Here is a 19,040-nt window from a genome sequence, read left to right on the forward strand (position 1 = left end):
CATCGGGGTGCGCCATGCGCGGGAAGGATGGGTGAGTGTCACAGGCCACCGGTTCACTACGCACCTACCTGATCACCAGGCTGCTGCTGTTCGTGCCCCAGGTGCTGATCATCCTGACGATCGTGTTCATCCTGATGCGGGTGGCCCCGGGGGACCCGGTCAGTGTGGCCCTGGGGGGCCAGCGCAGCGCCGAGGAACTGCAGGCACTGCGGGAGGCGGCCGGGTACAACCGGCCGATCCTGGTGCAGTACGCGGAGTACATCGGGGGCGTGCTCCGGTTCGATCTGGGAACCACCATCGTGGACAACCGGCCGGTCACGCAGATCTTCGCCGTCAACGGTGGCGCCACCCTCACGCTGACGTTGGCGGCCTTCCTGGTGGCGCTGGTCCTGGCGGTGCCGCTGGGCCTGCTCGCCGGGCGGTTCCGCGACACCGCCCTGGACGCGGTGCTGAGGGTGCTGGGCATCCTGACCTACGCCGCGCCGGTGTTCTTCGTCGGGCTCTTGATGCAACTGCTGTTCGCCCGCACGTTGGGGTGGCTGCCGTCCAGTTCACAGGCGTCGCCGGTGATGTTCGCCTCGGTGCCGGCGCGCACAAACTTCTTCCTCATCGATGCCCTCCTGGCCCAGAACACCGCGGCGTTCATCAACGGCCTGCAGCACCTGGTGCTGCCGGCGCTGACCCTGGGACTGCTCCTGACCGGGGTGTTCATCCGGATCATCCGCATCAACCTGATCCAGACGCTGCGGAGCGACTACGTCGAGGCAGCCCGGGCCCGGGGCGTGGCCGAATCGCGGGTGGTGATCAACCATGCGTTCAAGAACGCGATGGTCCCGTTCGTGACCATCCTGGGACTGCAGGTGGCGCTGCTGCTGGGTGGGGCGATCCTGACCGAGCAGACCTTCAATTGGAACGGCATCGGCAGCCAGTTGGTGCGCTATCTGGACTCCCGTGATTACGCCGCGGTGCAGGGCATCATCACCTTCTTCGCCCTGGCGGTGGTGACCGCGTCGTTGTTGATCGACATCATCAACGCGATGATCGACCCGAGGGTGAGGTACTGATGGCCGTCGAAGCCGTTCCCACCGCCCCGTCGTCCCAGACGCGGGCCAACGGAGGCTCGCGCCTGCGTCGGATCCTGCGCGGGATCGCCCGCCCGTACACCAACTCCCACGGTGTGGGCCGGTTCATGCTCGTCACCGGCACGGTGCTGACCGCGCTGATGCTGCTGGTGGCGCTGCTCGCGCCGGTGCTGGCCCCGTTCGGGCACGCGCAGGTGGCCGACGACGCCGGCCGGTTCGCCAACCATCTGGCCCCCGGCGGGCAGCACATCTTCGGAACCTCCACCCAGGGGTACGACGTGTTCAGCCGGGTGGTCTTCGGCGCCCGGACCGCAGTGACCGTGGTGCTGCTGGCGCTGACCTTCTCGCTGGCCATCGGGGTGCTGCTGGGCCTGCTGGCCGGCTTCGTCGGGCGCTGGCTGGACCGTGCACTGGTGATGATCATGGACGCGCTGTTCACGCTGCCGGCGCTGCTGCTGGCGATCGTGGTGGCGTTCCTGCTCTCGGAGCGGCTGGGCGGTGGTGCCACCACCGCGGCGCTGGCGATCACCGCGGTGTACATCCCGCAGTACTTCCGGGTGGTACGCGCGGCCACCGTCAGCGCCAAGGAGCAGACCTACGTCGAGGCGGCCCGGGCGATGGGGGCGCGCCGCACCACCGTGATGTCCCGGTACCTTCTGAACAACGTGATCCAGTCCGTGCCGGTGATCGCCACCCTGAACGCCGCCGATGCGATCCTGACGCTGGCTGGACTGGGGTTCCTCGGTTACGGCATCCAGCCCACCGAGGCGGCCGAGTGGGGATACGACCTGCAGCGGGCCGTGGCCGATGCCGGGGCCGGGATCTGGTGGACCGGGCTCTACCCGGGCATCGCGATCGTGCTGCTGGTGATGGGGATGACGCTGATGGGGGAGGGCCTGAACGAGGCCCTCAACCCCGCCATCCGGGTGCGCCGACTGCTGCAGGTCCGGATGCCCGGGGACGTGAACGCCTCGATGAAGCCGGGTCCGGCCCGCCTGATCCGCCGGCCCCGCACCACCGGTGGTGGCAGCGGGGGCGGTTCCGACCAGGCGCGGCGCCGGCCGGGCGCCTCGGGCAGTACCTCGGGCACCACGTCGGATGCGGAGGGCCGCCATGAGTGAACCAGTGCTGTCCGTGGCGGACCTGCGGGTCTGGTACGGCACCGACCGCGGTCCGGTCCGCGCCGTCGACGGAGTCTCCTTCGACCTCTACCCGGGGGAGACGCTGGGGCTGGTGGGTGAGTCCGGATGCGGCAAGACCACCCTGGGCCGCGGGGTGATGGGCCTGCTGCCCCGGGCGGCCAGCGTGGACGGCGTGGTCGACTTCGGTGGGCAGAACCTCGTGCGGGCCAAGCCCAAGACCCTGCAGCGCCTGCGCGGACCGCAACTGGGCATGATCTTCCAGGAGCCGCTGACGCGGCTGAACCCGCTCATGCGTGTCTCGGAACACTTCGAGGAGGCGCTGTCCGCCCACGAACCCGAGACACCCAAGGCACAGATCCGGGACCGCGCGATCGACACACTGCGCGCGATGGGGATCCCGCCCACCAGGTACCGGGCCTACCCCCACGAGTTCTCCGGGGGGATGCGCCAACGGATCATGATCGCCCTGGCCCTGGCGTTGCGGCCCAGTTTCGTGGTGGCCGATGAACCCACCACTGCCCTGGATGTGCTGGTGGAAGCGCAGATCATCTCGATCCTGGCCGACCTGCGCGCCGGATTCGACACCTCCCTGCTGTTCATCACCCACAACCTGGGCATCGTGGCCGAGGCCTGTGACCGGGTGGCGGTGATGTACGCGGGCCGGATCGTGGAACAGGGACCGGTCACCGAGGTGTTCGCCCACCCGCAGCATCCCTACACCGAGGCGCTGTTGCGCTCCACGATCTCCCTGAACACCACCGGTCTGCACTACATCCCCGGCGCCCCGCCGGATCTGATCGATCCGCCGAGCGGCTGCCGGTTCAATCCCCGGTGCGAGCATGCGATGACGGTGTGCGCCCGTCAGTTCCCGCACCCGGTGGCCATTGAGGATCAGGTGGTGGAGTGCTGGCTGCACGGGCCGGATGAGTTGATCCAACCCGGTGGGCGCGAGCCGTTGATGCGAGAGGAGTTGAGCGTTGCCGATGAAGCCTGACGACGACGCCACGGTGCTGGACGACGACGCCGCCTCCCCGGGACGGGAAGGCGCCGGGGGCGAAGCGGGCACCGCCTCGGCCGTGCCGGCCGAGGACGTGCTGATGCAGATCGAGGACCTGCGGGTGCACTTCGATCTACGCGGAAGCGCACTGGCCCGCCTGCTGGGCAGCGGTGGTCGTACCGTCAAGGCCGTGGACGGGGTGGATCTGTCGCTGCGCAGGGGTGAGGTGCTGGGCCTGGTCGGGGAGTCCGGCAGTGGCAAGACGACGTTGGGCCGGGCTCTCCTGGGGCTGGTCGGAACCACCTCCGGGCACATCCGGTACGGCACGGCGGACCTGGCCACGATGGGTCAGGGGCCGATGCGGCGGCTGCGCCGCCGGTTGCAGATGGTGTTCCAGGACCCGCACGCGGCGCTGAACCCGACGATGGACCTGCGAACCGCGATCGGCCATCCGCTGCGGATCCAGGGGCTCGTGAACAACCGGGAGGAGGAACGCGACCGGGTGATCGAGGCGCTCGAACTGACCGGCCTCACCCCGGCGGAGCAGTTCCTGGACAAACTCCCCGCAGAACTCTCGGGGGGCAGAAACAGCGCGCGGTCATCGCCCGCGCGATCATCTGCGGACCGGAACTGCTCGTGGCTGATGAGCCGATCTCCATGCTCGACATGAGCGTGCGGAACAAGATCCTGGAACTGATGCTGGACCTGCGTGAGCGGTTGGACCTGACCTATGTCTACATCACCCACGACCTGGCCACCGCGAAGTTCTTCTGCGACCGCGTGGCGATCATGTACCTGGGCAGGATCGTGGAGATCGGGCCCACCGAGGAGATCTTCGCCGACCCCAAGCACCCCTACACCCGCGCCCTGCTCAAAGCGGTTCCCGATCCCGACCCCTCCAGATCGGTGGTCCGGGATCTGCCCCGGGGGGAGATCCCGGACGCAGCCGCACCGCCCCACGGGTGTTCCTTCCACCCGCGCTGCCCGGCCGCGTTCGGAGCGTGTGGTTGGGAGGGCCGGGACCTGGGGGCGATGTTCGAGCGGCGGTGGCTGGAGCGCGGCGATGAGGTCTACCGCACCGAACAGCCGCTGGTCACCGGGGTGGCCGATCTGGACGGCGGCATGGAACAGGTGTCGCTACCGGCCCCGTCCGGTCACACCGCGCAGGAGGTCGGCGAGGTCCTGAACAGCGCACGCACCGATGATCCGGACGAGCCGCTGTGGCGGGGAGTGCGGGCCATCGATGTGACCGGCTCGGGAGTGCGGGTGGACTTCCGCGAAGGGGTGGACCCGGAACTGCGCCCGGCCGGCGGGGTGCGGGTGGCCTGCCACCTGCACGATCCCCGGTTCAACGACGAGGCGCCCCCGGCGACGTGAACGGCCCGCAACCGAAGTCGCCGGGCGAACCGGCCCTGGCCTAGACCCGCGCTCGGCTAGATCCCGCGCTCGGGTCCGTCCTGCTGGCCCACACTGGTGACGGTGGTGAGCAGGAACACCGAGTCCGTCAGTGCCCGGACCGCGTGCCGCTCATGGGTCAGCACCTGCAGGTGCCCCTCGGCGACCTCGACGTCCCGCTCACCCAGACTGGTGACCAGAACGCGCCCGGTGAGCACCTGGATGCTGGCAGCGTGGGGGGAGTTGTGCTCGGCGAGTTCCGTGCCCGTGCACATGGCGATCACGGATTGTCGTAGGAATCCGTCGCGCACGATCAGTTCGGCACTGCGCCCATGAGGGTCAGCCCGGGCCGCTTCCACGTGGGTGGTGCACAGATCGTCCAAGTTGGCCACGATGCCTCCAGATGTCGTCCTCCGACTCCACGAGCCTATCCCGGTAGCGGGGTTCGGGTGCACCCGATGAAGCCGCCATCTGGTGACCGGGTCGCCCGAACCGGCGCGATGGGCAGTCCGAATACCGCCCGCGCCACCCCAGCAGGTGTCACCCTGGTGGCATGACCTCCGATGCCCGGGCGACCACCGACGGCGGCGCGCTGTATTACTGGGACTACCTGGGCCTGGAGCATCTGCTCAGCGCCCAGAACCCGCGCAGTGACGTCGGCGGGCGCAGCGCCCACGACGAGTTGTTGTTCATCACGGTGCACCAGGCCTATGAACTGTGGTTCAAGCAGATCCTGCACGAACTCGACGACGCCGTGCACATCATGAACGCCGGTCACATACCCGAGCATGCGATGGGACAGGTGGCCGACCGGCTGGAACGGATCACCGCGATCCAGCGGCTGTTGCTGGAGCAACTGACCGTTCTGGAGACCATGACCCCGCTGGACTTCCTGGACTTCCGGGACGCACTGGTGCCCGCCTCGGGCTTCCAGAGCGTGCAGTTCCGGTTGATCGAGAACCGGCTTGGCCTGGACGTCAAACGACGGCTGAAGATCCACGGTTCGCCCTACACCGCGGTGCTGTCGGCCGAGCACGCCGAACTGCTCGCCGATGCCGAGGCCGCCCCGACCCTGCGCGCCGGACTGGACGAGTGGCTGGCACGGACCCCGTTCCTGCGGTTCGGTGACTTCGACTTCTGGTCCGCCTACGCCGGGGCGGTCGACACCATGCTCGCAGCCGAACGGGACGCGATCCGGAATCTGGAGAGCCTGACCGAGGAGGGGCGTGCCGAGCAGTTGGCCTCGTTGGACGCCACTGCTGACTCCTTCCAGACCCTGTTCGACGCCGACCGCTACGCCGAACTGCAGGACCGAGGGCAACGGCATCTGTCCCGCGATGCCTTCCTGGCGGCCCTGCTGATCAACCTGTACCGGGACGAGCCCCTGTTCCAGATCCCGTTCCGGGTTCTGCGCGCGGTGGTGGACGTCGACGAGGGCTTCACCACGTGGCGCCAGCGCCACGCGGTGATGGTGCACCGGATGATCGGCGGAAAGATCGGCACCGGTGGCACCTCCGGGCACGCCTACCTGGCCGCCGCCGCGAACCGGCACCGGGTGTTCAACGACCTGTTCGACCTACCTACCTACTACGTGCCCCGCTCGGCCCTGCCACGGCTTCCGAGGGAGGTCTCGGCCCAGTTGCGGTTCCAGTTCGAGGACGACGGCGGATGATCGGCGGGCGAAAGAGCCTCGCCGAGCACTTCAACGCTGCCCTGCGCTCCGGGGTGCTGCACCTGGCCGCGCACAGCCACCACCCGTGGCCGGACGTGACGCGCGAGGCACACCTGCGCGCCTGGGACGTGGCAGCCAGGGATCTGGACGGCAAGTGGGCCACGGTGCTGGAGACCGAACTGCCGCAGGCCAGGCGCCACGTGGCCGGCCGGCTGGGCCTGAGCGATGCCGATGAGATCGCCTTCGCCCAGAACACCCACGAACTGTTGTTGCGGATCTGCTCGGCGCTACCCATGCCGATGCGGGTGCTGACTACCGACGCCGAGTTCCACAGCGCCACCCGGCAACTGGACAGATGGGCCGAGGCTGGCCTGGCTCTGGTGGAGCGGGTGCCGGCCGAACCGTTGCACACGTTCCCCGAGCGGTTCGTCGACGCGATGGGGCCCGAGCACGATCTGATCCTGTTCTCCCATGTTTTCTACAGTTCTGGTTACGCCGTGCCCGATGTGGCCCAGATCGTGTCCGCGGTACCGGACGAGCGCACCTTCGTCGTCGTCGACGGCTACCACGCGTTCATGGCGCTGCCCACCTCGGTCACCCCGATCGAGGACCGGGCGTTCTATCTGGCCGGGGGATACAAGTACGCCATGGCCGGGGAGGGGGTCTGCTTCGTCAACGCACCTCCCGGGTACGCGCAGCGACCGGTCAACACCGGCTGGTTCGCCGCCTTCGATCACCTAGCGGACAGCCCGGGCACGGGATCGAGGGGCGTCACGTATGCCCGGGGCGGGCAACGGTTGGCGGGATCCACGTTCGACCCCTCGGGGTTATTCCGGTTCAACGCGGTGCAGCGCTGGCTCGACGACCTCGGCGTGGGCGTGGCCGAGATCCACGGGCACGTGTCCGGACTGCAGGACAGGGTGCTGGCCGGCCTGGTGCAGCATCCGGGCATCCTCGCCGGAGCCGAACTCATCCCAGCGGCCGGGTGCGACCGTGGGCACTTCCTCACCTACCGCACCCCGGCAGCGGGCCAGATCGCACGCACCCTCGCCGAACGGGGTGTGTTGGTGGATCACCGCGCCGACCGGTTGCGCCTGGGACTGGGGGTGTACCACGACGAGGAGGACGTGGACCGGCTGATCAAGGAGTTCGGCAGGGTCTGAGGCGCTGAGCTTCTATGCTTCGGTTGCGCTAATCGTCCGCCAGCCTTATCGCCACCTCTGTTCGCCAGTGCGATGGGTCGGGGTCATCGTCCGGTCCATCAAGCATGGACTCGACGCGTCCGCCAAAGACATCCCGATCCTTGCCCTCCTCGCGATCCATCCGGAGTCCCTGTCGCGCGATCCAATCGATCAGCGCCCCATTCCCTTGAGTACCGTTCTCCACACCGGTGAAGAGCAACGAGGCGTACCGCCCCGCGGGCAGCACCCCGGCGACGATGCGTTCATCGCCCCGCTCAGGCCCGGGCACCGGAAAACCGACGGTGATGTCGAGGTCGGTGTCCATATCAATGACGTGATAGCGGACCAGGGGGGCTCCGGTCGCCTCCATTCCCCGCGTCGCCAGCCATGCCGCCGCCTCGTCCACGCACGGGGGTATCACCGAGCCCAGTTCCTGCATGGGAACCCGGGTGCGGACTCCCACGTAGTACTGCTCATCGCGCTGGGCAATCGTTGGTTGTGTGAACCGCATGATCTGCTCCCTCGGGTCAGTCGGAGCGCTCATGGCTCGGGCGGAATCAGCCCGGGAACCGGAATCGGGTCTGGCTGAACGGCGTGCCTTTGCTGAACGCGAGAATTTTTGTGGGCCGGACAGCGAACACCAGAACCGGTTCGGTTCCGGGCTCCGGGTCGCTCCCCGGGTGGGCGAAACCGCCGCTCACCACGTCGTAGGGCCAGTCGAGCTCGGCCAGCCAGCGGTCCGCGAGCCGGTGCAGCGTGGTGGGGTCGGCGACGCGCTCGGCGTCGCCCTCCACGGCTACGTCCAGCCCGGAGTTCATATCAGCGGTTCCGGTGCTCAGAACGCAGGTGGGGGAGCGGGCCAGGTTGACTGCCTTCTGCTCGGTGACGCCGGTGGCGAAGTAGAGGACCCGCTCGTGCCAGATCGCCGGCAACGGCACCGCATGTGGTCGCCCGTCCGCGCGCGTCGTGGAAAGCCAGAACATCTGCCGTTCCTGCAACACCGCGCTCACCTCACGCCAGGACGGAGGGCGGGCATCGGCATCGGAGTAGCGGCGGTCGAGTTCGGGTGCGGGCGTCGATTCGTTCATCCAGGTCCTCCGCGTTGTGATGGGGTGATGTGGTACTGACCCTGGCACGGGGCAGAACTCATCGCACTGACGAGAACAAGCCCGAGCCGGCCGACGTGGCTGGGCTGTTCGGTCGAATAGAATGTAGGTGGATGAGTCGGCCAGGCGGTCGCGTTGCGGAGAGATCCGTACCGAGGAACGTCCGGGCTCCACAGGGCAGGATGGTGGGTAACGCCCACCCGGGGTGACCCGCGGGACAGTGCAACAGAAAGTAAACCGCCGCATCTTGATGCGGTAAGGGTGAAACGGTGGTGTAAGAGACCACCAGCACACCGGGTGACCGGTGTGGCTAGGTAAACCCCATCCGGAGCAAGACCAGACAGGAAACACCTGAGGGCTGCCCGCCCGAGTTTCCGGGTAGGTCGCTGGAGGCCTGCGGTAACGCAGGTCCTAGATGGATGGCCGCCCCCGGGCGCACGCCCCGGCGACAGAACCCGGCGTACCGGCCGACTCATCCGCCCTCCGAGCCACCTGGTTCCGGCCCGCTCCGTTGTGCAGCGACCGGGCGTGCTACTCCACCGGCACATCGGTGATGCCGCTCCACAGGGTCGTGGTCGCGACCACGGCATCGACCTCGGCGCTCCGGTCCGGTTCCTCATCGTGGGCGTCCGGGCTGCGTCGTTCTCCGGCCGCGGCGTCATCGCCGGAATCGGGAGGAGTCTGCGGATGCTGCATCGGCGGTTCGGCAGGTTCGTCCGGATTGCTACAAGCCGCCGCGAGCAGGATCGCGGCCAGCATCACCGAGATCACGTTGCGGATGGAACGCTTCACTAGCACTGCCCCCTGAGAGTATTTGACCCCTGATCAGCGGAGCAGCGGCTCCGCGGCGCCGCAGTCTACCAACCGGGGACTACGGCGGGATCAGGGAGCCCCTCACACCGGCGCCCGCCCAACCCGTCGCTGCGGGTAGTGCGGCAGAGTTCCTCAGGCCTCTGCTTCGGCGGCCATGATCGCCGCCCCGATGATGCCGGCCTTGTTCCTCAGGTGAGCCGGCACGATCGGGGCATTGGTGGTCAGCAACGGCACGAACTTCTTGTGGTCCTTGCTGACTCCACCACCGAAGACGAACAGGTCCGGGGAGAAGAGCAACTCGACGTGGGTCATGTAGCGCTGCAGGTTCACCACCCACTGCTCATAGGACCACCCCATCTTGTCCTTCACACCGGAGGAGGCGATCTTCTCGGCGCTGTCGCCGTCCATGATCAGGTGGCCCAGTTCGGTGTTCGGCACCAGTACGGAGTTATGGATCAGCGCGCTACCGATCCCGGTGCCCAGCGTCAGCACCAGCACCACCCCGGGCACATCCTTGGCAGCCCCGTACCGCATCTCCGCGTACCCGGCGGCGTCCGCGTCATTGATGATGTGTGCTGCGCGGCCCGTGTGGGTTTCGACCACCTCGGCCAGGTTGGTGCCGACCCAGTCGGAGTGCATGTTCGCCGCGGTCGCGATCACGTCGTGCTGGACGACGCCCGGAAAGGTCACTCCGACCGGAACCTGCTCGGGCAGGTCGAATCGCTCCACGATCGTCCTCAGGATCAGCCCCACCGCCTCGGGTGTGGACTCCTTCGGGGTGGGGAGGCGGAACCGGTCCGTCAGGAACCTGCCGGTGTTCAGGTTGACGGGAGCGCCCTTGATTCCCGAACCGCCGATGTCGATACCGAAGCCGATGGCGTCCGCCTCGAGGGAATGTTCCATGGAGAGGTTCATGGTGGCCTTGTCGGTTCCTTTGCTCACGTGTGAAGGGAGCGTGCGTGGCAAACGCTATCCAGGCATCGCCGGTCCATGCCATAATCTAGCTTGCCATCAAAGGAGGTCGGTCGTGGCTGAGCACGCAGACGACTCCGTGGAACGCAAGTACTACTTCAACGTCAGCACCGGTAAGGTCGAACAGGGCTATGTCAGTGGCGTAAGCCACCGAATGGGGCCCTATGACACACCGGAGGAAGCCGCCCGTGCACTGAAGATCGCACGGGAGCGTAACGCTGAGTGGGAGGCCGAGGAGGAGCGTGAGCGCGCCTGGGCCGAAGGTGAGGATGATGACGGAGTGTAATCAGGCCGACCGGGACGGGATGCCCAGGCTGGGTCGGGCCATCGCGTTGCTGTGCGCGTTGGTGCTCGGTCTCGGCTTTGCCGCGCCCGCGCTCGCCGACCCCGGCGATGACGGTGGGCTGGACCTGAATCGGTACAGCAAGTGGACTCGCCCCCTCCAGGGCGTGGTGGTTGCACTGGACCCGGGGCACAACGGCGGCAACTTCGGCGATCTGCGCGCCATCTCCCAACGAGTCTCCGACGGCCGTGGCGGTTTCACGACCTGTGACACGCTCGGAACCTCCACCATGGACGGGTACACCGAACACGAACTCGCCTACGACGTGGCGCAGGTGCTGACCGAGCGGCTGGAGTACCTGGGCCGACGGTGCTGTCCACGCGTACCGACGACCACAGCATCGGGCCGTGCGTGGACGTGCGCGGGCGGTTCGCCGAGGACAACGACGTTGACATCCTGTTGTCGCTGCACGCCAGCAGCAACCAGGACCGCACCCGATCCGGGTTCCACGTGGCGGTGGCTGACCCGGCGCTCTCGCCGTCCCAGGACGGGCCCAGCCGGCAGCTCGCCGAAGCCGTCGTCGAGGGCATGGGTGCGGCCGGCCTACAGCCACACCCCGGGCTTGACGACGCCATCGCCGAACGCTCCGACCTGGCGACTCTGAACTTTGCGCGACGTCCCGCGGTGCAGGTGGAACTGGGCGAGATGCAGAACCCGGCCGATGCGGAGTTGATGACCTCGGCGCAGGGCCGACTCGCTTATGCCGAGGCACTGGCCGAGGGCGTGCTGCTCTGGCACGAGGGCCTCGACGCCGGTCGGAACTGAGCCCCGGAGGTCCGAGCCGGTAGGCTCTACTCCCAGTAGGTGTGCTCGGCCGCCGGGAACGACCCGTCCCGGACTTCAGCGGCGTAGGCCTGGGCCGCGTGCTTCAACTCGGTGCCGATCTGGGCGAACTGCTTGGAGAATCGCGGCGCCCAGGAACCCATACCGGCCATGTCCAACCAGACCAGCACCTGGCCGTCACACCCCGCACCGGCACCGATGCCGATGGTGGGGATGCGCAACTGGTCACTGATCCGTTGCGCCACCGGGGCCGGCACCATCTCCAGCACCACACCGATCACGCCGGCCTCCTGCAGGGCCAGCGCGTCGGCCAGCAGCGCCCCGGCGGCGTCCTCACCACGTCCCTGCACCCGCTTGCCGCCCAGGATGTTCTCCGACTGCGGCGTCAGACCCAGGTGCCCGAAGACGGGGATGCCGCCGTCGGTGAGGAGTTTGGCGTGGGCGGCGACCCGTCGTCCTCCTTCGATCTTCACCGCATGTGCTCCGCCTTCCTTGAGCATGCGCACGGCGGACTCCCACGCTTGCGTGGGAGAGGCCTCGTAGGAGCCGAACGGCAGATCGGCCACCACCATGGGGCGCGCGGTGGCCCGGGTCACCGCCCGGACGGCAGGGATGAGTTCGTCCATGGTGACCGGGATCGTATTGGGGTGGCCGAGCATATTGTCGCCGATGGAATCACCCACGAGCAGGATGTCGATCCCGGCCTCGTCGAAGATCCGAGCAGTCATCGCGTCGTAGGCGGTCAGCATGGTCAGTCGCTCACCGGCTGCCTTGGCGGCCTCCAGATGCTGCACCCGCACCCGCCTGGGGCGTCGGGCGTTCACCGCGGGCAGGGCAGAGGTGGGCTCGGTCGGCTCAGGCATGACGCCAGCCTACCGGGGTGCTTGCTCCCGGAAGCCGCCGGTGACGGGCAACCGTCGGTCCCGGCCGAAGGCCATCGAGGTCACCTTCGGTCCCAGGGGATACTGACGGCGCTTCCACTCCGCCTGGTCCACCAGCCTGACCACCAGGTCGACCACCTCGACCGCGAATCCCTCCTGCACGAGTCGGGCACGGCTCTGGTTCCGCTCCACATACGCTTCCAGCACCGCGTCGAGGACGGCGTAGTCGGGCAGGGAGTCGGTGTCGCGCTGATCGGGGCGCAATTCGGCGGAGGGTTCCTTGGTGATGGTGTTCTCCGGGATCGGTTCCACCTGCCCGTCCCGGCGGGCACGTTCGTTGCGGTAGCGGGCCAGTTCCCACACCCGCGACTTCGATACGTCCTTGATCGGCGCGAACCCGCCCACCGCGTCGCCGTAGATGGTGGAATAACCCACCGCGAGCTCGCTCTTGTTCCCCGGCGCGAGCACCAGATGATGCTCGCTGTTGGACACCGCCATCAGGATCAGTCCCCGAATGCGGGCCTGCAGGTTCTCCTCGGCCACCCCCTCCAGGCGCAGTTGAGCCTGGAAGGCATCGAAGAGGTCGACGATGCCAACCGTGCGGAAGTTCTGCTCCGGCATGCCCAACCGCTGGGCCAGGTCGGCGGCGTCGTCGCGGGAGTGCTCCGAGGAGTAGGCCGAGGGCATCGAGATCCCCACCACCGCCTCAGGGCCGAGTGCATCGGCTGCGATCGCGGCCACGAGTGCCGAATCGATGCCGCCGGACAGGCCCAGCACCACCGAGGCGAAGTTGTTCTTGCGCGCGTAGTCACCCAGGCCGAGCACGAGAGCCTGGTACATCTGATCCGGGTCCGAACCTGCGGGCGCCACAGCCTGCCCCGGACCCCCGGCCAGATCCACGGTCACGACCTCCTCACGGAACATCGAGGCCCGGGACAGGACCTGCCCACCGGCATCCACAGCGAAGGAGCCGCCGTCAAAGACCAGGTCGTCCTGACCGCCGATCAGGTTGACGTAGACCACCGGGCAGCCGAGCTCACCGGCTCTCCGGCCCACCAGTTCGGCGCGCTGATCGGTCTTGCCCCGTTCGTACGGGGAGCCGTTGAGCACCAGCAACCCGGCCAGGTCCGCTCCGGCCAGGTCCCCGATGACGTTGCCGTCGCGCCAGATGTCCTCACAGATCGCCAGACCGAGCCGGTGCGCACCGACCCGGATGATCCCCGCCTGCGTCCCGGGTGCGAAGATGCGGTACTCATCGAACACCCCGTAATTGGGTAGGTGCTGCTTGGTGTAGGTGTACTCGATCCCGCCGTGATGCAGCACCAGGGCGGTGTTCGTAGGCCGGCCGTCGGGGGCGGAGCCCAGGGACCCGACGACGACGGCGACCTCGCCCAAACCGTCGGCCTGCAGGTCCCGGGCCAACTCGGCCGCGCCGGCCTGGGCAGCCTCGCGAAAGGACGTGCGCAGCGCCAGGTCCTCGATCGGGTAACCCGTCAGGGCCATCTCCCCGAAGACCACCACGGTGGCGCCCTGGCGGGCGGCCGTGGCGGTGTGGGCACGCACCAGGGCGGCGTTGCCGTCCAGGTCCCCCACAGTCGGATTGACCTGGGCCATAGCGACGCGTAGTGCACTCATGCGGCCCATCGTAGAACGCATGAACCCGCGATGACCTGCCATGATGTAAACCCGCACGGTGGCCGACCCGGGCGGGCGGCCCGATCCGAGTGGAGGTGCCCCAACGATGGACCAGCAAGCCGAGCACGTCCTGCGGGTGGTGGAGGAACGAGACGTCCGATTCATCAGGTTGTGGTTCACCGACGTGCTGGGCACGTTGAAGTCGGTGGCGATCGCGCCGGCGGAGTTGGAGAACGCCTTCAGCGAGGGCATCGGATTCGATGGCAGTTCGATCCAGGGCCTGGCCCGGATCTCCGAATCGGACATGCTGGCCAGGCCGGATGCCTCGACCTTCCAGTTGCTTCCCGGCAGGGACAGCCCGCACACCGCACGGATCTTCTGCGACATCCTCACCCCGGAGGGGGAGCCGGCGCCGGCCGACCCACGAGCTGTCCTCAAGCGCGCTCTCGGCGTGGCCGCCGAGGACGGATTCACCTTCTACACCCACCCCGAGATCGAGTTCTACCTGTTCCACCTGAACGAGGACGAGACCGCACCGCTGGTGCCGGTGGATACTGCCGGGTACTTCGACCACGTGGCGCGCGGCCAGAAGGGGCACGACTTCAGACGTGAGGCGATCTCGCTGCTGGAGTCAATGGGCATCTCGGTGGAGTTCTCCCACCACGAGGCCGGCCCGGGTCAGAACGAGATCGACCTTCGCTATGCCGATGCCCTGTCCACGGCGGACAACATCATGACGTTTCGGACCCTGGTGAAGGAACTGGCCCTGGAACGAGATTTCCAGGCCACCTTCATGCCCAAACCGCTTCAGGGCGAGCCCGGGTCCGGGATGCATACGCACCTGTCCTTGTTCGAGGACGATGTGAACGCCTTTCACGCCCCGGGGGCCGAGTACCAGCTCTCGCCCACCGCGCGCTCCTTCATGGCCGGACTGCTGCGGCACAGTCACGAGATCGCGGCGGTGACCAACCAGTTCGTGAACTCCTACAAGCGCCTCTGGGGTGGGCGCGAGGCACCCAGCTATGTCTGTTGGGGTCACAACAATCGTTCGGCGCTGGTGCGGGTGCCGATGTACAAACCCCTCAAGGGCCAGTCGGTGCGGACCGAGTACCGCGGCCTGGACGCCGCCGCCAACCCATACCTGGCCTTCGCGGTGCTGTTGCGCGCGGGCCTGAAGGGGGTACAGGAGAAGTACGAGCTGCCCGAGGAGGCCGAGGACAACGTCTGGGCCTTGTCCGACGGGGAACGCCGAGCCCTCGGGATCGATCCGCTGCCGGGCAGCCTGGAGCAGGCCTGCCGGGTGATGGAGTCCTCCGAACTGGTGGCCGACACACTCGGGGAGTCGGTGTTCCAGTACTTCCTGGAGAACAAGTACCACGAGTGGGATGCCTACCGGGCCCAGGTCAGCCCGTTCGAGTTGTCCCGGATCGGGCTGATCTGACCGGGGGCAGTATCGGCTCGTCGGCGTCATCGCCACGGGACCGATCGCCTGCCCCGGTGGATAAGGAGATGTGATGCGCACGGAGTCGCCCACGCGGCTGCTGGCGCGTGCAGGGTTCACCGATATCGGGCGTGCCCGGCAATTGTTCGCAGACCCGGTACTGGCACCGCTGCTGGAGCGTGGCGCGGAACCTTCCGCGCCCGACGCCGGTGCCCTGGCTGATTTGGTGGCCGAACTGGGCAGGGTGGCGGATCCGGATCTCGCCCTGCTCAGTTTGGTGCGGCTGGTCGAGGCGGCGGCCGAGCGGGAACCGTTGTATGAGCTGCTCTCGGAGGCAGCGCCGGTGCGATCGCGATTGCTCGCCGTGCTGGGTGGGTCGGCGGCTCTGGGGGACTGGCTGGTGGCGCACCCGGTGGCGGTGCAGATGCTCAGCGGCGCCGGTGAGAGATTGCAGATGCCCGCAGAGCGGGTCCGACGGCGACTACTCACCGCAGCCGGCGCCGACCCCGACGATGCGGTCCCCGTGGGCGCCAGCCCGGGGGAGGGGGCACTGGATTCCTGGCGCGGCGTGCCTACCGGCGCGAACTCATGCTGATCGCGTCCGAGGACCTGACCGCGCCGGATCCCGAGGCCCTGCAGCCCCAGGTGTCAGCGGCATTGAGCGACCTGGCCGCCGCCGCGTTGGAAGGCGCGCTGGCGCTGGCCCGGGCCGAACTGGGGGACCAGGCCCGCGATGTCCGCCTCGCGGTGCTGGGAATGGGAAAGTCCGGGGGGCGCGAGCTCAACTACGTCTCCGACGTGGATGTGATCTACGTGGTGGAACCGGCCGGGGACCGCACCGAGGACGACGCGGTGCGGGTCGGCGCCAAACTGGCCGCCGCGCTGGCGAAGATGTGCTCGCGGCCGGCGAAGGAGCCACCTCTGTGGGAGGTTGATGCCGCCCTGCGGCCGGAGGGTAAGAACGGGCCGCTGGTGCGCACGCTGGCCTCGCACGTGACCTACTACGAACGGTGGGCGAAGACCTGGGAATTCCAGGCCCTGCTCAAGGCACGCCCGGCGGCCGGGGATGCCGAGCTGGGCCGGGCGTACGTGGAGGCCCTGGCACCGATGGTGTGGGAGGCGGTGAACCGGGAGAACTTCGTGGAGGATTCCCAGGCGATGCGTCGCGGGTGGAGGAGCACGTACCTGCCGCGGAGGCGGACCGGCAGATCAAGCTGGGCCGCGGGGGGCTGCGGGACGTGGAGTTCACCGTTCAGTTGCTGCAGTTGGTGCACGGGCGTCTGGATCCCGACCTGCGCTCGGCCAACACCCTGGAGGCGTTGGCCGAGTTGTCCGCGGCTGGGTACGTGGGCCGCGATCACGCTGTGGAACTGGGGGAGTGTTACCGCTTCCTCCGGCTCCTGGAGCACCGGATCCAGTTGCACCGGATGCGACGAACACACCTGTTTCCCACTGCGGAGGAGGATCTGCGCCGGCTGGCCCGGTCGCTGGGACACGGCGGCACCGGGGTGGAGGAGTTGACCGAGCGGTGGCGCACCACGCGGGTGCGGGTGCGACAACTGCACAAGGAGTTGTTCTACCGGCCGCTGCTTCCGGCCACAGCACGGCTGTCGGCCGATGAGGCGGGGCTCTCACCGGAGTCGGCCGCGGCCCGCCTGGCGGCGATCGGCTACCGCGACCCTGCCGGTGCGCTACGGCACATCGCCGCGCTGTCCACCGGGTACTCCCGTCGCGCCAAGATCCAACGGCAATTGCTGCCGGTGCTGCTGGGCTGGTTCGCCGAGGGCGCCGATCCGGACCAGGGACTGTTGTCCTTCCGGAAACTCTCCGAGGAACTGGGTGCCACCCACTGGTACCTGAAGATGCTGCGCGATTCGGGCGTGGCCGGTAAGCGCCTGGCCCAGTTGCTCTCGGGTAGTAAGTACGTGGCCGCGAATCTCATCCGCTCACCCGACTCGGTGGCCTGGCTGGGCGACGACGCCGAGTTGCGCCCCCGTTCACTGGAGTCGCTCTGGCAGAGCCTGGACGCGATGCTGCAGCGACGGGAGGACCCGGAGGGCGCCACCAGAACGGTGCGTTACATCCGTCGGCGGGAGCTGACCCGGGGCGCGATCGCGGACGTGTTGCACGGCGTACGAGTAGAGGCGATGAGTGAGATCATCGCCCCCGCGGCGGATCTCGCCCTTCGAGGTGCACTACGGATCGCCACACTGGAAACCGCACCGCAGATGGGCCTGGAGACCGACCCCGGCGAATTCCTCATCGTGGCGATGGGCCGCCTCGGTGGCCAGGAGGTGGGGTATGCCTCCGATGCCGATGTACTGTTCGTCCACGAGCCGCACCCGGGCGTCGATGAGCAGTTGGCCCAGAAGTGGGCCCTGACCGTTGCCGGTCGCGTCCGCAGCCTGCTCGGTTCAACCGAGTCCGAACCAGCACTACCGGTCGACGCCGCCTTGCGCCCGGAGGGCAAGAACGGGCCGATGGTGCGCACACTGTCCTCCTACGCCGAGTACTACCAGCGCTGGGCCCAGGGGTGGGAGCGCCAGGCGCTGCTACGCGCCCGCCCCCGGTGGCAGGCAACAGCGAGCTCGCGCGAGCCTTCACCGACATGATCGACCCGTTGCGCTATCCCGAGGGAGGCCTGGATGGGTCCGAGGTGCGCGAACTGCGCCGGATCAAGGCCCGGGTGGAGGATGAGCGAATGCCCCGGGGGGTCTCCTCCGCCCACCACCTGAAACTGGGCCGCGGTGGCCTGTCCGACGTGGAGTGGACGGTGCAGTTGTTCCAACTCCAGCACGGCCACGCTGTCTCGGGCCTGCGCGAGACCGAGACGCTCGGGCCGCTGCGGGCCGCCCGGGACGCGGACCTGATCAGCCCTGGCGATGAAGCCAGGATGCGCGAGGCCTGGGAGTTGGCCTCACGCCTGCGCAACGCGAACGTGCTGGCCACCGGCCGGCCGAATCTGCAGCGGGTCGACGTGTTTCCCGCTGGTGAGGAGCTGACCGTGGCCTCTCGATTGATGGGATACAGCCCCGGTCACGCGACGGACCTGGAAGCCGATTGGCTACGCGCGCGCCTCCCGACGATGCCGCACGGTGGTGGAGCGCCTCTTCTTCGGCTGAGCCGGCCGCCGTCGCGGTCAGAGCCCGTATTCCTCCAGGAGCCGCAGCCACACCTCACTGATCGTGGGGAAGGCGGGGACCGCATGCCATAGCCGATCCAGCCCCACCTGTCCCACCACGGCGATGGTGGCGGCGTGTAGGAGATCGGACGCAGCCGGGCCCACAAATGTCGCGCCCACCACCACTCGGCGCTCCGGATCGATCACCAGGCGGGCAGCACCGCTGCCTGCGGCCTGGCCCGCACCCGCCAGGGAGGCTCCGGCGACCTGGTCCATCCCCACCGTCACCACTTCGGTGGTCAAGCCTGCTCGCTGCGCCTGTTCCTCGGTGTACCCCACGGCGGCCACCTCCGGGCGGGTGAAGATCACCTGGGGCTCCCCTGCGCCGGCGGATCTGGCCCGCAGCGGGCTCCATGGAGCGACCGGCTCGGCGTCGGAGCCGGCGCCGGGGCTCGGCGGCACCGAACCGGTGGGCG

The 19,040-nt window shown here is 68.3% G+C and carries 18 protein-coding genes, 1 other RNA gene and 1 pseudogene; 12 read left to right on the forward strand and 8 right to left on the reverse strand.

Translation table 11 applies throughout. The features are described 5' to 3' along the window. Positions 1-35: 35 nt before the first annotated feature. The 5 genes from ACRRRO_RS16750 to ACRRRO_RS16770 are packed head-to-tail and all read left to right on the forward strand — an operon-like array spanning position 36 to position 4,598. The gene (locus tag ACRRRO_RS16750; RefSeq protein WP_424786110.1) at positions 36-1,064 is read left to right on the forward strand and encodes an ABC transporter permease; all 1,029 of its coding nucleotides are present in this window, start codon (positions 36-38) and stop codon (positions 1,062-1,064) included. Beyond that, entirely contained in the window at positions 1,064-2,203 is a 1,140-nt protein-coding gene (locus ACRRRO_RS16755) for an ABC transporter permease (RefSeq protein WP_424796032.1), read from the forward strand. The genes ACRRRO_RS16750 and ACRRRO_RS16755 overlap by 1 nt, the downstream gene beginning before the upstream one ends. Then, positions 2,196-3,218 carry an ABC transporter ATP-binding protein gene (locus ACRRRO_RS16760; protein ID WP_424796033.1) on the forward strand — a complete coding sequence of 341 codons (1,023 nt, stop codon included), beginning with the start codon at positions 2,196-2,198 and terminating at the stop codon, positions 3,216-3,218. The genes ACRRRO_RS16755 and ACRRRO_RS16760 overlap by 8 nt, the downstream gene beginning before the upstream one ends. Further along, a complete protein-coding gene (locus ACRRRO_RS16765; protein ID WP_434080616.1) occupies positions 3,208-3,891 on the forward strand; it encodes an ATP-binding cassette domain-containing protein in 684 nt (227 codons plus the stop codon). Before ACRRRO_RS16760 ends, ACRRRO_RS16765 begins: the two co-directional genes overlap by 11 nt. After that, complete coding sequence (locus tag ACRRRO_RS16770; RefSeq protein ID WP_434080617.1) at positions 3,858-4,598, forward strand: oligopeptide/dipeptide ABC transporter ATP-binding protein; 741 nt, start codon at positions 3,858-3,860, stop codon at positions 4,596-4,598. The genes ACRRRO_RS16765 and ACRRRO_RS16770 overlap by 34 nt, the downstream gene beginning before the upstream one ends. Before the next feature lie 56 nt (positions 4,599-4,654). On the opposite strand, the gene ACRRRO_RS16775 is transcribed toward ACRRRO_RS16770, so the two are convergent. Then, positions 4,655-5,008 (reverse strand): cupin, encoded by a 354-nt coding sequence (locus tag ACRRRO_RS16775; protein WP_424786106.1) that lies wholly within the window; start codon positions 5,006-5,008, stop codon positions 4,655-4,657. Positions 5,009-5,169: 161 nt separating this feature from the next. Here ACRRRO_RS16775 and ACRRRO_RS16780 point away from each other — a divergent pair, with 161 nt between their 5' ends. Both ACRRRO_RS16780 and ACRRRO_RS16785 read left to right on the forward strand, forming a co-directional pair. Beyond that, positions 5,170-6,288, forward strand: coding sequence for a tryptophan 2,3-dioxygenase family protein (locus ACRRRO_RS16780; RefSeq protein WP_424796035.1), 1,119 nt, complete (start codon positions 5,170-5,172; stop codon positions 6,286-6,288). Continuing rightward, positions 6,285-7,451 carry an aminotransferase class V-fold PLP-dependent enzyme gene (locus ACRRRO_RS16785; protein ID WP_424796036.1) on the forward strand — a complete coding sequence of 389 codons (1,167 nt, stop codon included), beginning with the start codon at positions 6,285-6,287 and terminating at the stop codon, positions 7,449-7,451. The genes ACRRRO_RS16780 and ACRRRO_RS16785 overlap by 4 nt, the downstream gene beginning before the upstream one ends. A gap of 28 nt (positions 7,452-7,479) precedes the next feature. Here the strand turns inward: ACRRRO_RS16785 and ACRRRO_RS16790 are convergent, their stop codons facing one another. Continuing rightward, the gene (locus ACRRRO_RS16790; RefSeq protein ID WP_424796037.1) at positions 7,480-7,980 is read right to left on the reverse strand and encodes a GyrI-like domain-containing protein; all 501 of its coding nucleotides are present in this window, start codon (positions 7,978-7,980) and stop codon (positions 7,480-7,482) included. Between the two features lie 46 nt (positions 7,981-8,026). Then, on the reverse strand, positions 8,027-8,557 hold the full coding sequence (locus ACRRRO_RS16795) for a pyridoxamine 5'-phosphate oxidase family protein (protein ID WP_424796038.1): 531 nt from the start codon (positions 8,555-8,557) through the stop codon (positions 8,027-8,029). A 132-nt stretch (positions 8,558-8,689) separates the two neighbouring features. Between ACRRRO_RS16795 and rnpB the strand changes: the two genes are divergently transcribed. Next, an RNA gene (gene rnpB, locus ACRRRO_RS16800) (RNase P RNA component class A) lies at positions 8,690-9,054 on the forward strand. Positions 9,055-9,106: 52 nt separating this feature from the next. Here the strand turns inward: rnpB and ACRRRO_RS16805 are convergent. Beyond that, complete coding sequence (locus ACRRRO_RS16805) at positions 9,107-9,367, reverse strand: hypothetical protein (protein ID WP_424796039.1); 261 nt, start codon at positions 9,365-9,367, stop codon at positions 9,107-9,109. Between the two features lie 153 nt (positions 9,368-9,520). Then, complete coding sequence (gene ppgK / locus ACRRRO_RS16810; RefSeq protein WP_424796040.1) at positions 9,521-10,330, reverse strand: polyphosphate--glucose phosphotransferase; 810 nt, start codon at positions 10,328-10,330, stop codon at positions 9,521-9,523. Between the two features lie 85 nt (positions 10,331-10,415). On the opposite strand from ppgK, the gene ACRRRO_RS16815 reads away from it, so the two are divergent. Both ACRRRO_RS16815 and ACRRRO_RS16820 read left to right on the forward strand, forming a co-directional pair. Continuing rightward, complete coding sequence (locus ACRRRO_RS16815; RefSeq protein ID WP_424786099.1) at positions 10,416-10,646, forward strand: SPOR domain-containing protein; 231 nt, start codon at positions 10,416-10,418, stop codon at positions 10,644-10,646. A gap of 366 nt (positions 10,647-11,012) precedes the next feature. After that, positions 11,013-11,468, forward strand: coding sequence for an N-acetylmuramoyl-L-alanine amidase family protein (locus ACRRRO_RS16820; RefSeq protein WP_434080618.1), 456 nt, complete (start codon positions 11,013-11,015; stop codon positions 11,466-11,468). A gap of 26 nt (positions 11,469-11,494) precedes the next feature. Here ACRRRO_RS16820 and panB read toward each other — a convergent pair whose 3' ends face one another. Together panB and ACRRRO_RS16830 are read right to left on the reverse strand one after the other, a co-directional pair. Next, positions 11,495-12,349, reverse strand: a complete 855-nt coding sequence (panB, locus tag ACRRRO_RS16825; protein ID WP_424796042.1) for a 3-methyl-2-oxobutanoate hydroxymethyltransferase — start codon at positions 12,347-12,349, stop codon at positions 11,495-11,497. 9 nt (positions 12,350-12,358) lie between these two features. Continuing rightward, positions 12,359-14,002: an NAD+ synthase gene (locus ACRRRO_RS16830; RefSeq protein ID WP_424796043.1), complete on the reverse strand. Its 1,644-nt coding sequence runs from the start codon at positions 14,000-14,002 to the stop codon at positions 12,359-12,361. A 106-nt stretch (positions 14,003-14,108) separates the two neighbouring features. On the opposite strand from ACRRRO_RS16830, the gene glnA reads away from it, so the two are divergent. Both glnA and ACRRRO_RS16840 read left to right on the forward strand, forming a co-directional pair. Beyond that, positions 14,109-15,443, forward strand: coding sequence for a type I glutamate--ammonia ligase (gene glnA / locus ACRRRO_RS16835; protein ID WP_424786095.1), 1,335 nt, complete (start codon positions 14,109-14,111; stop codon positions 15,441-15,443). A gap of 73 nt (positions 15,444-15,516) precedes the next feature. After that, positions 15,517-18,565: pseudogene (locus ACRRRO_RS16840) on the forward strand (bifunctional [glutamine synthetase] adenylyltransferase/[glutamine synthetase]-adenylyl-L-tyrosine phosphorylase). Positions 18,566-18,582: 17 nt separating this feature from the next. Here ACRRRO_RS16840 and ACRRRO_RS16845 read toward each other — a convergent pair. Continuing rightward, on the reverse strand, positions 18,583-19,026 hold the full coding sequence (locus ACRRRO_RS16845; RefSeq protein WP_434081601.1) for a hypothetical protein: 444 nt from the start codon (positions 19,024-19,026) through the stop codon (positions 18,583-18,585). Positions 19,027-19,040 lie beyond the last annotated feature (14 nt).

The organism is Sanguibacter sp. Z1732, from assembly GCF_051020515.1.
Classification (GTDB): domain Bacteria; phylum Actinomycetota; class Actinomycetes; order Actinomycetales; family Beutenbergiaceae; genus CALKWS01.